14 protein-coding genes are annotated in these 14,625 nt (G+C 66.5%); 7 read left to right on the forward strand and 7 right to left on the reverse strand.

The genetic code is table 11. The features are described 5' to 3' along the window. Positions 1 to 415: 415 nt before the first annotated feature. The 7 genes from MIC448_RS08295 (at position 416) to leuC (ending at position 7,736) form a co-directional block, all read left to right on the forward strand. Positions 416 to 1,648, forward strand: coding sequence for an ABC transporter substrate-binding protein (locus MIC448_RS08295; RefSeq protein ID WP_036298208.1), 1,233 nt, complete (start codon positions 416 to 418; stop codon positions 1,646 to 1,648). A 6-nt stretch (positions 1,649 to 1,654) separates the two neighbouring features. After that, complete coding sequence (locus tag MIC448_RS08300) at positions 1,655 to 2,395, forward strand: ABC transporter ATP-binding protein (protein WP_144238020.1); 741 nt, start codon at positions 1,655 to 1,657, stop codon at positions 2,393 to 2,395. Further along, positions 2,382 to 3,107 carry an ABC transporter ATP-binding protein gene (locus MIC448_RS08305; RefSeq protein WP_036298212.1) on the forward strand — a complete coding sequence of 242 codons (726 nt, stop codon included), beginning with the start codon at positions 2,382 to 2,384 and terminating at the stop codon, positions 3,105 to 3,107. Before MIC448_RS08300 ends, MIC448_RS08305 begins: the two co-directional genes overlap by 14 nt. Next, the gene (locus MIC448_RS08310; RefSeq protein WP_036298214.1) at positions 3,104 to 3,988 is read left to right on the forward strand and encodes a branched-chain amino acid ABC transporter permease; all 885 of its coding nucleotides are present in this window, start codon (positions 3,104 to 3,106) and stop codon (positions 3,986 to 3,988) included. The genes MIC448_RS08305 and MIC448_RS08310 overlap by 4 nt, the downstream gene beginning before the upstream one ends. Beyond that, positions 3,985 to 5,112, forward strand: coding sequence for a branched-chain amino acid ABC transporter permease (locus tag MIC448_RS08315; RefSeq protein ID WP_081766287.1), 1,128 nt, complete (start codon positions 3,985 to 3,987; stop codon positions 5,110 to 5,112). The genes MIC448_RS08310 and MIC448_RS08315 overlap by 4 nt, the downstream gene beginning before the upstream one ends. Before the next feature lie 81 nt (positions 5,113 to 5,193). After that, positions 5,194 to 6,225, forward strand: a complete 1,032-nt coding sequence (locus MIC448_RS08320) for a Gfo/Idh/MocA family protein (protein ID WP_036298217.1) — start codon at positions 5,194 to 5,196, stop codon at positions 6,223 to 6,225. A 38-nt stretch (positions 6,226 to 6,263) separates the two neighbouring features. Continuing rightward, a complete protein-coding gene (gene leuC / locus MIC448_RS08325) occupies positions 6,264 to 7,736 on the forward strand; it encodes a 3-isopropylmalate dehydratase large subunit (protein ID WP_051513424.1) in 1,473 nt (490 codons plus the stop codon). 58 nt (positions 7,737 to 7,794) lie between these two features. On the opposite strand, the gene mftD is transcribed toward leuC, so the two are convergent. The 7 genes from mftD to MIC448_RS08360 all read right to left on the reverse strand — a co-directional run bounded on the left by mftD (position 7,795) and on the right by MIC448_RS08360 (position 14,584). After that, positions 7,795 to 9,030 (reverse strand): pre-mycofactocin synthase MftD, encoded by a 1,236-nt coding sequence (mftD, locus tag MIC448_RS08330; protein ID WP_219811442.1) that lies wholly within the window; start codon positions 9,028 to 9,030, stop codon positions 7,795 to 7,797. A gap of 98 nt (positions 9,031 to 9,128) precedes the next feature. Then, positions 9,129 to 9,926, reverse strand: coding sequence for a cyclase family protein (locus MIC448_RS08335; protein WP_036298219.1), 798 nt, complete (start codon positions 9,924 to 9,926; stop codon positions 9,129 to 9,131). Next, complete coding sequence (locus MIC448_RS08340; protein WP_081766288.1) at positions 9,923 to 11,014, reverse strand: branched-chain amino acid ABC transporter permease; 1,092 nt, start codon at positions 11,012 to 11,014, stop codon at positions 9,923 to 9,925. The genes MIC448_RS08335 and MIC448_RS08340 overlap by 4 nt, the downstream gene beginning before the upstream one ends. After that, positions 11,011 to 11,892, reverse strand: coding sequence for a branched-chain amino acid ABC transporter permease (locus MIC448_RS08345; RefSeq protein ID WP_157811297.1), 882 nt, complete (start codon positions 11,890 to 11,892; stop codon positions 11,011 to 11,013). The genes MIC448_RS08340 and MIC448_RS08345 overlap by 4 nt, the downstream gene beginning before the upstream one ends. Then, on the reverse strand, positions 11,892 to 12,620 hold the full coding sequence (locus tag MIC448_RS08350) for an ABC transporter ATP-binding protein (RefSeq protein ID WP_036298223.1): 729 nt from the start codon (positions 12,618 to 12,620) through the stop codon (positions 11,892 to 11,894). The genes MIC448_RS08345 and MIC448_RS08350 overlap by 1 nt, the downstream gene beginning before the upstream one ends. Beyond that, positions 12,607 to 13,395 (reverse strand): ABC transporter ATP-binding protein, encoded by a 789-nt coding sequence (locus tag MIC448_RS08355; RefSeq protein WP_081766289.1) that lies wholly within the window; start codon positions 13,393 to 13,395, stop codon positions 12,607 to 12,609. The genes MIC448_RS08350 and MIC448_RS08355 overlap by 14 nt, the downstream gene beginning before the upstream one ends. Beyond that, positions 13,388 to 14,584: an ABC transporter substrate-binding protein gene (locus MIC448_RS08360; RefSeq protein WP_144238021.1), complete on the reverse strand. Its 1,197-nt coding sequence runs from the start codon at positions 14,582 to 14,584 to the stop codon at positions 13,388 to 13,390. Before MIC448_RS08360 ends, MIC448_RS08355 begins: the two co-directional genes overlap by 8 nt. Positions 14,585 to 14,625 lie beyond the last annotated feature (41 nt).

Below are 14,625 nucleotides of genomic sequence, written 5' to 3' on the forward strand. Positions count from 1 at the left end.
ATGCGGCATCAAACCTGGGGCGCTTCAAACTCCCCGATCGACTGCTCACGAGGCATCGAGCACGGAGGGCGGCCTCCGGGGCTATCGCTCCTCGATCGATCCGAGATCGGGTTGGTGGCAGAGCGCGGAGTCGTTGATGGCGCCGTGCCCGATAGTCCGAGCCTGCTTTCGCCAGACCGCACCACCCGGCTACACCCGGCGACACATCGCCGGTGACGTACACGCAGCAATCGACTGTCCCTCGCCCGAGGCGGCGTCGAGCCCGTCCATCCGTCGGTTCTCATCAGCCAGGCAGAACACAGCGTCGATCGTCGTCCGCACAGCGGGGGACGCGATCGCCGGCTCCTGCTCTTCGAGGCCGCCGGGATTTCACAATGCACACCACGACAGTGGCAAACAAGAACGAGGTCGACACATGAACACTCAACACTCACAGATCGCGTCCTGGAGCAAGAAGGCCACCCTCGCCGGCGTGGTTGGCTTCAGCCTCGTCCTCGCCGGCTGCAGCGGAGGTTCCGGCGGCAACAACGCCGCGCCCGACGCCTCGGGCGAACTGTGCGCAGACGGCACGATCACGCTCGGCTCTGCCAAGGCGCTCAGCGGGGGGTTCGCGTTCTACGACACGGCTGGCTCGAACGCCGAAGAGCTCGCCGTCGAACAGATCAACGCCGAGGGCGGAATCAACGGCTGCGAAATCGAGCTCGTCACACAGGACACCAAATCCGACCCCGCCGTCGGCAGGCAGGTCGCCAGCGAGTTGATCGCCGCAGGCGCCGAGGTGCTCCTTCCGCCCAACCAAGGGGGCCTCGGCACGCCGGCTGCGTTGGTCGCCCAGAAAGAGGGAATCTTCAGCATGGCGGGGAGTTCCGAAGATGACTACGCGCCGGGCGTCGGAGCGCTCTTCGCCACCGGCGGGAGCATGGCGAGCCTCAACGGCAAGACCGCGGCGGCATTCGCGAAGGAGCAGGGGTACGACTCGGTCTACTACGTCACCAACGACGCCTATCCGTACTTCACCATCGTCGAGCGTCTCTTCCGCGAAGATGCGGGGGACGATATGGACGACCTGGGCAGCTCGGTCCTCAAGCCGGGTCAGACCGACTTCTCGGCGGTCATCAGCGATATCAAGCGCTCGGTCGGCGAAGCCGACAACCCGATGATCCTGCTCGCCACCCAGTACCCCGACGCACCAACGATGATCGCCCAGCTTCGAAAGGCTGGAGTCGAGACCCCCGTGGTGGGTAACGCGACGTGGGCGACGCGCAACATCGTCGACGCGCTGGACGGTCACACGGACAATGTCTTCTACACCGCCGGCGCCTACACCGAAGGCGAGGACGTCAGCGAAGCTGCTCAGGCGTACGTCGAGAAGTACAAGGAGAAGACGGGCACCTACCCGGAGAACCACCAGGCCGTCGAGTCGTACTGGTCGATGTGGGCACTGTTCGACGCGATCAAGACCGCGAACTCCACGGACGGAGCGGCCATCGAGAAGGCCCTGTTCGCTCAGAAAGACGTCGAACTGCCGATGCGCACGGTCTACGAGTGGAAGGACGGCCACATCCTCGGCAGCAACGTCGTCGTGGGATTCACGCCGGAGGGTGCTTTCGAGCAGGTTGGCTCGTACAACCTCACTGACGGGGAGTGATCGACGTTGTCCGCTGACGCCCACGCGGTCGTCTCGGCGCGGGGAGTGGGGATGTCGTTCGGGCGGCTCAAGGCCCTGTCGGGCGTCTCGATCGATCTCGCGCAGGGCGTCTGCACCGGCCTGATCGGTCCCAACGGGTCCGGCAAGAGCACCTTCGTGAACTGCCTGTCCGGCTTGCTACACGCCACAGAAGGATCGATCGCCTTTGAGGGCAAGGACGTCACGAGGTTCTCGATGCGGGCGCGGGCGCAAGCGGGGCTGGCCCGGAACTTTCAGAACCTCCGGTTGTTCGAGGATCTGACCGTTCGCGAGAACATCGCCATGTCTGCCCGGCTGGCCGGTGGCTGGCGCCGAGGCTCGGAAGCGATCGTCCAGGACATCGCCCGCACTTTCGGCCTCGAGCACGACGTGGACGCCCGCGTCGGTGACCTCTCTTGGGGTCACCGACGTCGGGTCGAACTCGCCAGGGTCCTCAACGGCGAGCCTCGGTACGTCCTGCTGGATGAGCCCGGGGCCGGTCTTGACCTGTCCGAACGGCAGCGACTGCCCGGGATCATCGCGGATCTGACGTCGCGCGGGGTCGGAACTCTGGTGGTCGACCACGACATGGCCCTCATCGCGCGGGTCTGCTCGCGGGTGCTCGTTCTTCGCCAGGGCCAATTGATTTTCGACGGAACCCCGGCCGCAGCGTTCAAGGACGCGCAAGTGCTGGAGTGCTATCTGGGAGAGCGACATGCCAGTGCTTGAAGCAACGGATCTGATTGCCGGCTACGGATCGGGAGACACCGTTCTCCACGGCGTGAGCCTGACTCTCGGCGCCGGACAGGTCACCGCGCTGACGGGCGTGAACGGCGCGGGAAAAACGACACTCGCATCCGCTGTGGCGGGGAGAGTCATCCCGTCTTCGGGAAAAGTTACCTTCCAGGGGGCGGACATCACGAAGATGCCCGTCCAGGAACGCTGTCGGCTCGGAATCGTGCTCTGCCCGCAGGGACGCGAGGTGTTCCCGAGCCTTTCGGCCGCCGAGAACGTCCGCATGGGCGCGCTCACGCGTCCCGCTTCGGCTCGCAAGGCTGCCGTGGAGGACGTATTCGAGCTGATCCCTGCGCTCGCGGCGTTTCGTAACAGCCGGGCGGGTTCGCTTTCGGGCGGCCAACAGCAGATCGTCGCGATCGGGCGCGCTCTCGCGGCCGCGCCGCAGGTGTTGATTGTGGACGAGCCGTCGATGGGTCTTGCGCCAGCAATCGTGGATTCGGTGTACGAGATCCTCGGCGCGCTCACAGAGAACGGTGTGTCGCTCCTGGTCATCGAGGAGTCACCTCTGCGGCTCGTGGACTTGGCCGACCACGTCGTTGTCATGCGCGGCGGTGAGATCGTCATGTCTGGGGGAGCGGAGATGCTCCAGGACGAACGGGTTCTCACCGCCGCGCTCCTTGGCGAGGAGGCGATGGCAGAGTGATTCAGTTCTTACAGGCCGTGTTCGACGGTCTCTCCCAGGGCGGGGTGTATGCCGTCCTCGCGGTCGGTGTTGCCGTCGTGAGCGCGGTCATGTCCTTCCCGAACTTCGCGCATGGCTGGCTCGTCATGTGGGCCGCATCGATCACGGTAAGCCTCACGGCAGCCATACCCCTCCTGCCGGCGCTCCTGATCGCGACGGCCATCGTCGTCGTGATCGCGGTGGTTGGAGGGCGGCTGACGTTCCTCGTTGGCAGTCCGGCCGGAAGCGAGGTCCTCATGCTGAAGTCGCTCGCTTTCGGACTCGTGCTGCAGGCGGCCGCGGTCCTGTTCTTCGGTGACGCACCGCGGCTTTACCCTGCCCCGGATTGGTTCGGCGGAGTGATAGTCCTCGGCGATCTGAGAATCAGCGCCGCGAGCCTGACGAGCCTGAGCGTCGCGCTGGTTGCACTTGGCGGGGTTCTCATCCTCCTGCGCGCGACAGATCTGGGCCTGAAGATGCGCGCGACGGCACAGAGTATGTCGACCGCCGCCCTGGTCGGCGTGCGCACCCGACGTGTCGTCACCACGGCTCTCGTGATCGCGGGCGTACTGGCCTGCATCGCATCCTTCCTCTGGTACGCAAAGGCTGGCAGCGTCACCCCCCGGTCTGGCCTCGAGATCACGATGGTTGCATTCGTTGCGCTCGTCCTCGGGGGGCTGCGCAACATCGGCGGCGCCGTGCTGGGCGGGCTGCTGCTCGGACTCGTGGACTCGTTCATGGCCGCATATCTGCCCAGTGACGTTCAGGGCCTCACGCGCGCCCTCACGTACACCCTGCTGATCGCGGTTTTGCTGCTGCGACCGGACGGACTCCTTCAACGCAAGGTGGTGCCCACGAAATGAGCAGATCACGAATGTTCTTCCCCGACAGGGTGCAGACCTCGCGGGGATACGCCAGCGCGGTCGGCGGGCCGACGGCAATCTCACTCGTCGTGGTGGCAATCGCGTTTGCGATCGACGCCGCCACCGGCGGCACTTTCGAGGCCATCGTGGTCTCGGGTCTGGTCTTCGTCTGCCTGACGGTCTCGTTGCAGGTGATCATGGGCAACACGGGCCTGATCTTCTTCGGCCAGTTCGCTTTCGTCGCCGTCGGCGCCTATGTCTCCGGGGTTCTGACCGTCCCCGTGGCGTCGCGGACAAGTCTTCTGCCCGATCTGCCCGAGTGGCTCGCGGGTGTCGAGGTGAGCTTCGGGGTCAGCGTGCTCATGGGTGGACTCGCGGGCGCCGTGGTCGCGGCGATCGCGGGGCCGGTGCTCGTGCGGGTATCGGGACTTGCCGCCGCGGTCGTCAGCCTGGGGCTCATGTTCATCGTTTCCGATCTCTTGCGCGAGACGCCGGCGATCACGCGCGGGGCAATGGTCTTTCCGGGGGTGCCTTACGACACGACGATCCCGGTCGCCGGGCTCACCGTGGTCGCGATCACCCTCATCGGCACGGCATTCAAGTTCTCGCGGTGGGGCCTGGAGGCTCGCGGAGGGCGCGACGACGCCGTTGCCGCGGAGTCCTCCGGACTCTCGCCTACTCGGGTGCGTATGCCGGCTCTCCTGTTGGGAGGCCTCCTCTCCGGAGCCTCGGGGGCGGTGTGGGCGCACTACCTGACGGCATTCTCGCCGACGACTTTCAGCATCGACCCGGCGATCGTCGTCGTGATCATGGCCGTGATCGGCGGGGTGCGCAGCATCAGTGGAGCGATCGTCGGTGCGGCTATCGTCGCGATCTGGCAGGAGCTGGCGCGTCAGGTAGAGAGCGGGCTGTTCCTGTTCGGGTTGCAGCTGCCGCGCATGCCGGAGTTCGGGGCGCTGACGCTCGGAATCGGTCTGATCGTGGTCCTTGCGCTCCGACCGCAGGGGCTGTTCGGGTCGAACGAGTTCCAGGTATTGCGGCCGCGGGCGCGCGCGACGGGGGACGGTGACGGGCCGGAGGCGTCCAGCCCACCTGCGGCGGCGGCACCGCCGACCGTGGGCTGAGACACCCGGCGTCGAGTAGTTCGACAACAGCCGCCCGGAAGGGTGGTCCACATTGTGACAGGTCACGGAAACGAGGAACACATGAACAGACTCCGCATCGGTGTAATCGGCCTCGGTATGGTGGGGTCCGAACAGGTGGCGACGATCGCCCGTTCGGTCGCCCTGGGGGAGCTGGTAGCCGTCTCCGACTTTGACCTCGACCGGGCTCACGCGATCGCCGAAGGCCTACCCGGAGACGTACGGGTCGCGCGGAGCGCGGAAGAGCTGATCGCATCCGACGATGTGGATGCCGTCGCCATTGCCTCGAGCGCCGCGTCGCATCTGTCGTTGGTGCTGGCCTGTATCGAACATCGCAAACCGGTCTTCTGCGAGAAGCCGCTCGCGCTCACGGGTGCGGACTGCGAGCTGATCATCGATGCGGAGATCGCGGCGGGCCGGCGGTTCGTGCAGGTCGGGTTCATGCGCCGCTTCGATACGGCCTTCGTCGAGTTGAAAGCCGCTGTAGAGACAGGCGACCTCGGCGAAATCGTCGCGCTGCAGTACGTCCACCGCGCGGCGGACGTTCCGGAGTACTTCACCTCGGCGATGCACACGACCGAAGCCGTCGTGCACGAAGTAGATACGACCCGCTGGCTCGCTGACGACGAGATCGCCGAGGTCAGCGTCACGGGAACGGGAGGTCGTTCCGGTCTCGATGAGTGGCTGGACCCGCAGTTCTTCTCCTTCCGCACGGAGCGCGGCGCCATGGTGTACGCCGAGGTCTTCTTGCGCGCCGGTTACGGATACGAGATCGGCTGCGATGTCGTGGGACGTCAGGGCGTGGCGCGTTTGACCAACGCACCGGTGACCGCGGTCAGTCTGGACTTCCGGACGAGCGGGGTCCGTGAGAAGGACTTCACGGTGCGGTTCGGGGATGCGTATCGTCGCGAACTTACCGCCTGGGCAGAGGATGCACTGCGCGGTATCGTCACGGGGCCGAACGCCTGGGATGGGTACGCCGCCGCCGCCGCGACGGATGCGTGCATCGAGGCTTTGCGGACCGGCTCGCCGACGGTGGTGAAGATGCGTGAGCGCCCGGCCTTGTACGGACAAGGCCCTTCGCGAGCCACATAACCGAGAGGATTCCTGTGTCCGAAGATCTCTCTGGAGCGATGTCGCGCGGACCGCGCACCCTGGCTGAGAAGGTCTGGGATGACCATGTCGTGGTCAAGGGTGATGACGGTGAGCCGGACCTGATCTACATCGATCTGCATCTCGTGCATGAGGTGACGAGCCCTCAGGCGTTCGATGGTCTGCGTGCTGAGGGGCGGCCGTTGCGGCGCTTGGATCTGACGATCGCGACGGAGGATCACAACACCCCGACGTTGGCGATCGACAAGCCGATCGCGGATCTGACGAGCCGGACCCAGATCGAGACCCTACGCCGCAACGCGGAGGAGTTCGGTGTGCGTCTGCACTCGCTCGGCGACACGGAGCAGGGGATCGTGCACGTCGTCGGCCCGCAGCTGGGTCTGACGATGCCGGGTATTACGGTCGTCTGCGGTGACTCGCACACGAGCACGCACGGGGCGTTCGGTGCCATGGCATTTGGTATCGGCACGAGCGAGATCGAGCACGTCATGGCGACGCAGACACTGCCGCTCAAGCCCTTCAAGACCATGGCGATCACGGTCGAGGGTGAGCTGAAGCCCGGCGTGACGGCAAAAGACATCATCCTGGCGATCATCGCGAAGATCGGTGCGAACGGCGGGCAGGGCTACGCGCTCGAATACCGCGGCAGCGCCATCCGCTCCCTCTCGATGGAGGGCCGCATGACGATGTGCAACATGTCGATCGAGGCCGGGGCCCGCGCCGGCATGATCGCCCCGGACGAGACGACCTTCGCCTACGTCAAAGACAAGCCGCACGCCCCCCAGGGTCAGGATTGGGAGGATGCGGTGGCCTACTGGCGCACGCTCCCGTCCGACGAGGGCGCGGTGTACGACGCCGAGGTGTTCCTCGACGCGAACGAGCTCGAACCGTTCGTCACCTGGGGAACGAACCCGGGTCAGGGTGTATCGCTGAACGACGTCGTGCCGACTCCGTCCGACTTCGCAGACCCTAACGAGCGGGCCGCGGCCGAGCGGGCGCTGGAGTACATGGATCTGAAGGCGGGGACGCCGATGAAGGATGTCGCGGTCGATGCCGTTTTCATGGGCTCCTGCACGAACAGTCGCATAGAAGACCTGCGCGCCTTCGCCTCGATCATCCGGGGGCGCAAGAAGGCCGACGGCGTCCGCGTCATGGTGGTGCCGGGCTCGGCGCGGGTGCGGCTCGAGGCCGAGGCCGAGGGGCTCGACAAGATCATCACGGACTTCGGCGCCGAGTGGCGGTTCGCGGGCTGCTCCATGTGCCTGGGCATGAACCCGGACCAGCTCGCTCCGGGGGAGCGGTGCGCCTCGACCAGCAACCGCAACTTCGAAGGACGTCAGGGCGCGGGCGGACGCACGCACCTGGTCTCGCCTCTCGTCGCCGCGGCCACCGCCATCCGCGGCACGCTCTCGAGCCCGAGCGACCTCGAGGGCGACAGGAATCGCCGACCCCGACCTCGGCCCAACGCTACGACGCGCGAACCAGATCGCTGATTGCGAAGTCGGACGCGAAGCTCGGCATCCGCGGACGACCGCGCTGCCGCGAGCGCCGCTACTTCTCCTGCGCGACAGCGCGGCTCGCGCGTGCGGACTCCGGTGCCGGGTCGAGGATGAACCCGTTTGGAATCACCAGATCGTCGACGGTGACATCGCGGATCGAGGACTTGCCCAACCCGACGAGCGCTCGCTCGATCGTGCCGCGGAACGTTTCGAGGACCTCATATACACCGCGTTCCCCGTCGGCGGCGAGGCCGTAGAACCACGGCCGTCCGATCATCACGCTTGATGCACCGAGCGCGAGCGCCTTCAGCACATCGGTGCCCCGACGGACGCCGCTGTCCAATGTGACCTCCACCTGATCGCCGACCGCGCGGACGACCGAGGGAAGGAACCGCAGAGGCGAAGGAGTCGTGTCGAGGTTGTTGCCGCCGTGGTTGGAGACCCCGACGGCCGTCGCGCCCGCATCGACCGCTCGTCGCGCATCGTCGGCCGCCACCAGACCCTTCACCATGAACGGGCCGCCCCACAGCTCACGGAGCCAGGCGACGTCCTCCCACGTGGGGATGGCCGTGTCCATCCATTCGTAGAGGCCGCCGACCAGGGTCGGAACCGGACCTCCGCGTCGGCTCATGTTCGGAGCATTCAATCCCGGGATGACGCGACGCTTCGCGTAGCGCAGGAACCAGGACGGGTTGCCGATCGCCATCGGCGCGTACCTGAGGAGAGCAGCGAAGTTCAGGCGGTCCGGGTAGACCGGCGAGCCCCAGTCGCGAGGCTGGTAGGCGACACGTCCGCCGGACAGATCGAGCGTGAAGATCAGGCCCTTGACCCCGGCCTGCCGGAAGCGTTCTATGCGGTCCGCGACGACGTCGCGCCCGCCCGACCAGTACACGTGTGCGAACGACTTCGAATTCTCACGCGTCACGTCCTCTATCGCGACGGACGCGAAGTTGCTCAGACCGATCGCGGTGCCGGCGCGCTGCGCTGCCCGTGCGACGCCGATCTCGGCGTCGGGGTGCATCGCCTGCGCCGCGGCGGGCGCGATCACCACCGGCAGGTCGATCGGCTGCCCCATGAATGTCGCCGACAGGTCGAGGCGCGTCGGGATCGCGGCGCCGATGCGGGGGATCATGCCGATCTCTTCGAAAGCGCGCAGATTCTCTTTCATCGTCGCGCCGCCGTCACTGCCGGCCTCGAGCGCGGTGTAGACATCGTGGGGCAACAACTTCTTGGCCCTGCGCTGAGCTTCGTCGACCGTCTCGATCGCCCTATGTGCGAACATGCCCATGACTTCTCCTCAATATCGTGATCCGCGAGCTCGTAGGGATGCTGGAGTGTGCGAGCCGGCTGTGTGGTGGGTGGGGAGCTGAATCGGTCGGGAACCGACTACGCCGAGTCGGCCGCGGTGAGCGCGATCACGCGTGCGGGGCTGCCGCTGCCGCCTTCGATGCGCAATGGTGCGACGATCAACAGTGCCCCGGTCTCGGGCAGCCTGCTCAGGTTCTGAAGCGAGGTGATCCCGTACTTGTCGTGGCCGAGCAGGTGGTTGTGCATGGGAAACGGCGGGTCGAACTCACCCGCGCGACCGGCGTCGATACCGAGAGTGTCGGCACCGAAACCCGAGATGGGGCGTTCTTCTGCGAGCCACAGCGCGCACTCGCCCGAGACGCCGGGGCTGTGCGGTCCGTTCTCGTCGGCGTTCACGAAAGCCTCCTGGTCGTCGGAGTATCGGTCCCATCCGGTACGCAACAGCAGCCAGCTGCCGGGTTGCAACTGCCCGTGCCGTGCCTCCCACTCTTCGACATGATGCCGCTGGAGCAGGAAGTCGGGATCGGCGTCGACCTGTTCTCGCACGTCGATCACACAGGCCGGACCGATCAGGCGATCGAGGGGGATGCTCGCGACATCCCGGCCCTCTTTGCCGCTGAGCCAGTGGATCGGAGCATCGAGGTGTGTCCCGGAGTGCTCGCCGGTGTGGATGTTGTTGTGATACCAGCCGGGCCCGTGCTCGTCGTACCGGCTCAGCTGCTCGAGGACGAAGCCGCTCTGACTCGCAAACGGGTCGGGCAGCGTCATGATCGGCGTGGATCCGCGGAGGGTGCTCGTCAGGTCGACGAGTTCCAGTCGGCTCGAGGCGATGCTCCTGAGCAGTGCGGCGATCAGGATGGGCGGGTCGACAGTCATTTCACTCCTGGGAGAGACGATGCGAAGGGGTTTTGAGGCCGGAGCGGCCAGCGAGCTTCCCGGCCGCCGGTGATGCCGGACGGGCGCAGGATCAGCACGACGACCAGGACGGCGGCCACCACGATGAGGCGGCTGCCGGCGGGCAGCGACACGATGACGCCCCCCATGTGCAGACCGCCCTCGAGCAGGCCGAGAACGTGATCGAGGGTGGAGATCAGAAGTGTTCCGACCACGGCTCCCCAGAGTGAGAGCATGCCTCCGATCACCAGCATCGCCATCGTGGTGAACGTGAAATCCAATGAGAACTGGGATGCCTGAACGACCCGGTTCGTCTGTGCCCACACGGCTCCGCCGATGGCTGCCAGTGCGCCCGAGAGGGCAAACGCGACAACGCGATGCAGGGTGATGCGGATGCCGGACCCGGGTGCGGCCACCACGCTCTCGCGAGATGCGCGAAGCATCCGTGCGCTCCGTGATTTTCCGTACGTCCAGGCGATCGTGATGACGACGAGGGTGATCAACAGCGTCGTCTGCAGGTCGAAGCTCTGGGGGATGCCTGTCATGGACTGACCTGACTTCGGCCCCACACTGCTCCAGTACGTGAGCACCTGGACGACGAGGCCGAGGAGGGCGAACGTGGCGATGCCCGCCTCCAGCCCGTGCAGTCGCATGAGAGCGAGACCGCTCACGAGGGCCAGCAGTCCGCCGACCGCTGCCGCGATCACCAGGGCGATGAGCGGCGCTACCGCAGCACCCGAGAGCCAGGGGAAGAGCTCGGGCATGACGGACGCCTTGACCACGGGGCTGATCGTCAGGAGCGACATCGTCCAGGCGCCGACGGCGACGAAAGCGATGTGGCCGAAGGAGAGAACGCCGCTGTTGCCGATGAACGTCCACATTCCCACGACGATCATCAGGTTTGCCAGGGCGTAGCTCAGGTCGATCGCGGCCGACTGCGAGACGGAGCTCGCGAACGCGGAGAACAACCAGACGACGACGAGGGGCACGACGAGTGTCCACAGATCCACGGCGGGGGACGGCACGACCCAGCGGGGCATCCAGCTACGAGCAGGTTGGGCGGTGGTCATGCGCGCTCCTTGAGAGTACGGCCGGCGAAGACGCCGTTCGGGACGATCACGAGCACGACGATGACGAGCAGATATACGAACGCCGTCCGGAAATCGTTGAGCCCGCCCGGGAGCCAGGCGGTGAAGAGTGAGAGAACGAAGCCCACGGCGAACCCACCGACGACCGCGCCACCGAGGCGGTTCAGGCCGCCGATGACGGCGCCGATGAGACCGAACAGCGTGGCCTGGACGCCGAAAGTCGGGTCGACGGCACCGGATCGCGCGGTCAGGACGAAGGCAACGGCGGCGGCGAGTACCCCGCTGATGACGAAGGTGAGGGAGATGACGACCCCGGATCGGATGCCGAGGATGCGCGCGATCCGGAAATCGGCTGCTGCGGCCTGCACCTGCAGCCCGACGCGCGTCTGCGACAGGAAGAGCCCCACCCCCACCAGCAGGCAGACGGCCAGAACGACGGCGACGACCGCCAGCAGGTTGATCCGCAGACCGCCGATCGTCACCGAGGTGGTCAGGGCTGGAGCGACGGATGCCGTTCGGACGTTCGTGCCGAAGATGCCGTCATATGTCCGCTGCAGCAGGATGCTCAGGCCGAAACTCGCGATGAGGAGCGTCGCCGGCGACTGTGAGCGCATCCACCGGAAAACGGCAGCATCCATCAGGAGAGATAGTGCAACGGCGACGACCACCGAGGCGACCAGCGCCAGCGGCCACGAGAAAGGCCAGATGAGGATCAGAGCGTAGGCCGACCCGGTGATGATCTCGCCGATGGCGAAGTTCGCCAGTCGCAGCACGCCGAAGACCAAACCGATGGCGAGGGCCGCGAGCGCGTAGACGGCTCCCGCGGAGACGGCGTCGAAAAGTGATTGCAGGAGGGGCATCATGATCCCAGGTAGGCCTTCATCAGGAGGGCGGAGTCGGCCGCGTCGGCGGGAGCCAGGTCCATCACGATCCGCCCGTCGTTCAACACATACGTGCGATCGGCGGCCGCGACCGTTTGCTGTGCTCGCTGTTCGACGAGGAGCACCGCCGTGCCGCGCTCGCGGATGCGCGCGATGGCTGCGAAGACTGTGTCGACGACGGTCGGTGACAGTCCGAGAGAGGGTTCGTCGAGTGCGAGGAGAATCGGGTTCGCCAACAGGGCGCGGCCGATCGCGAGCTGCTGCTGTTGACCGCCGGAGAGGAGCCCCGCGGGGCGATTCGCGAACTCATCGAGGATGGGAAACAGCTCGATCACCCATTTCAGGTCTTCTTCCAGGCCGCGGGGATCGCGCCGGGCCGTGGAGCCGAGACGCAGATTGTCGCGCACCGAGAGTCGCCCGAAGATGTGGTGTCCCTCGGGCACGAGGGCCAGTCCTGTTCGCGCCACGCGCTCGGGTGGCATGCGACGTAGGTCGACGCCGCCGAGGCTGGTCTCGGAGGAATCCGAGCGCACGGCGTTGACGATGCCGAGCAGGGTCGAGGACTTTCCGGCGCCGTTGGGTCCGATGATCCCGACGAGCTCGCCGGCATCGATGTGGAAGCTCACGCCCGACACGGCGGGCACGCCGCGATACGAGACCCGAAGGTCTGAGACGGTAAGGATCCGCGGCGATTCAGTCGACACCATGCTCGGCTCCTTCGGCGATCTGCTGTGCGGCGTTGCCCAGGTACGACGCTGCGAGGCGGGGGTCGGTGCGCACCGAGTCGGGTGAACCGTCCATGACGTTCAGTCCGGCGCCGAGGACGAAGATGTGGTCACAGCTTCCGAAGATGAGTGGCATGTTGTGGTCGATCAGCAGCACGCCGAGTCCGCGAGTCGCGAGGGCGCGCATCGTGTCCCTGAAGTGCTCGGCCTCGCCATCGTTCAGTCCGGCCGCGGGTTCGTCGAAAAGCACCCAGTTCGGTCGTGTCGCCAGCGCCCTGGCCACGCCGAGACGTCGTTCCACCCCGTGCGGCAGGTGGTCGGCGTCATGCATCGCCCATTCTTCGAGCTGCAGTTCCGCGAGGAGTGCCAGCGCGAGTGAGCGTCCCTCTCGTCGCGAGAGTCCACAGGCCAGGGCGGCGACCGTCACGTTCTCGAGGACGGTCAGCCGCGGGTAGAGGTGACCGTGTTGGAACGTGCGCGCGATACCTCGGCGAGTGCGCCGCTCGGCGCTCTCGCGGGGCAGCTCGCCGCCGTCGATGAAGACCCCGCCGCCGTTCGGACGGTCGTACCCGCTCAGGATGTTGACGAGAGTCGACTTGCCGGCACCGTTGGCTCCGATCAGGCCCGTGACTCGCCCGAGTGGGACATCGATCGTGACGTTCTGGAGCGCCTTCACCCCGCGGTATGAGCGTGTGATCCCATGCCCCTGGAGCAGGCCGCCTCCGCGGCCTGCTCCAGGGGCGAGACGATCAGTCACCGAGGATGACCTTCTCGGGTGCGCGTCGCTCGACGAACTTCAGGGCGCCGTCTTCGACCACCAGGACGCGCTGGGGGCGGTCGACGTTCACGTGGAGTTCCGGCGTGAAGGTCGTCGGCCCAGCCAGCAACTCGAGGCCGTCGAAAGTCAGGAACGCGTCCGCGAGCGCTTTGCCGTCCCAGCTCTGAGCGACCTCGTGCGCCGTGACGATGGCGTCGAGCGTGGAGGGACCGGTCACGAAGCTCCCCACGGTGGGGCGCGCGCCGTAGGTCTGCTCGTAGACAGTCGCCAGGTCGTTGACCGCGGGGTCGGGGTCGTCTCCGGCGGTGGAAGCGAAGGTCACCACGTAGTAGTCCGTCAGGCCCGGGATGGAGTCGAGCCAGAACGTTCCGTCCATGCCGAAGCCCGAGACGATCGGGGCCGCGATGCCGCCGTCGCGCAGGTCTTTCGCGACCTGTGCGCCGCCCGGGCTATAGCCGCAGTTGAAGATCACGTCGGGGGCCGGGCCGGCGGCGATGCTCGAGACGGCCTCGCTGATGTTCTCGCCCTGTACGTAGTCGTAGCCCGCGATCTCGGTGCCGCCCAGCTCGAGGAACCGCTCGCGCGCGATGGCGCACTGGCTCTGGGTGTACTTCAGCGATGTGTCGGTCAGGAAGACGGCGTTCGTCCAGCTCTTGCTGTCAGCGAACTCCGCCATCACGCTGGCCTCTCCGGGTGTGGCGTTGCCCAACGAGAACCCGATGTCCAGTCCGCCCCGGGGGCCGTAGATCGTGTCGCCGACACAGGGGGAGACGTTCAGAACTCCGGCCTGCTCCGCCACGAGCGCCGCCGGGCTTGAGATGTCGTAGTCGCAGGTCACGATGATCGCCTTCGCGCCGGCATCGATGAGCGTCTGTGCAGACGGCGCGTACTTCTCGAGATCCGAACCCGTGTCGATCACCCGCAGCTCGACGGGGGTGCCGTCGATTCCGCCGGCTCCGTTGAGCTCATCGATCGCGATGCGGAGTGAGTTCAACGCCGGGGTGTCGAAGGGGGACATGAAGCCTGTCTCGGCCATCACGGCGCCGAGGAGGATGGTGTCCGAGGCCGCCGTGCTGTTGTCGGTGGATGGCGCAGCCGTACTGACGCAGCCGGTCAGCGCGATGGCGCTGACCGCTACGAGTGCGGCCGCTCTGAGTGACGTGCTCATGGTGTCGTCCTTGCTGTTGGTGTGTGTGAAGGGCAGGCGGC

The organism is Microbacterium sp. C448 (assembly GCF_000582705.2).
In the GTDB taxonomy this organism is placed as follows: Bacteria; Actinomycetota; Actinomycetes; order Actinomycetales; family Microbacteriaceae; genus Microbacterium; species Microbacterium lacus_A.

What these genes read in the sequence shown, in the direction of transcription:
- MIC448_RS08340 (WP_081766288.1), bottom strand. Translation starts at nt 11,014, where the DNA reads ATGACCACCGCCCAACCTGCTCGTAGCTGGATGCCCCGCTGGGTCGTG.
- MIC448_RS08335 (WP_036298219.1), bottom strand. Translation starts at nt 9,926, where the DNA reads ATGACTGTCGACCCGCCCATCCTGATCGCCGCACTGCTCAGGAGCATC.
- mftD (WP_219811442.1), bottom strand. Translation starts at nt 9,030, where the DNA reads ATGGGCATGTTCGCACATAGGGCGATCGAGACGGTCGACGAAGCTCAG.
- MIC448_RS08350 (WP_036298223.1), bottom strand. Translation starts at nt 12,620, where the DNA reads ATGGTGTCGACTGAATCGCCGCGGATCCTTACCGTCTCAGACCTTCGG.
- MIC448_RS08315 (WP_081766287.1), top strand. Translation starts at nt 3,985, where the DNA reads ATGAGCAGATCACGAATGTTCTTCCCCGACAGGGTGCAGACCTCGCGG.
- MIC448_RS08360 (WP_144238021.1), bottom strand. Translation starts at nt 14,584, where the DNA reads ATGAGCACGTCACTCAGAGCGGCCGCACTCGTAGCGGTCAGCGCCATC.
- MIC448_RS08305 (WP_036298212.1), top strand. Translation starts at nt 2,382, where the DNA reads ATGCCAGTGCTTGAAGCAACGGATCTGATTGCCGGCTACGGATCGGGA.
- MIC448_RS08295 (WP_036298208.1), top strand. Translation starts at nt 416, where the DNA reads ATGAACACTCAACACTCACAGATCGCGTCCTGGAGCAAGAAGGCCACC.
- MIC448_RS08320 (WP_036298217.1), top strand. Translation starts at nt 5,194, where the DNA reads ATGAACAGACTCCGCATCGGTGTAATCGGCCTCGGTATGGTGGGGTCC.
- MIC448_RS08345 (WP_157811297.1), bottom strand. Translation starts at nt 11,892, where the DNA reads ATGCCCCTCCTGCAATCACTTTTCGACGCCGTCTCCGCGGGAGCCGTC.
- leuC (WP_051513424.1), top strand. Translation starts at nt 6,264, where the DNA reads ATGTCGCGCGGACCGCGCACCCTGGCTGAGAAGGTCTGGGATGACCAT.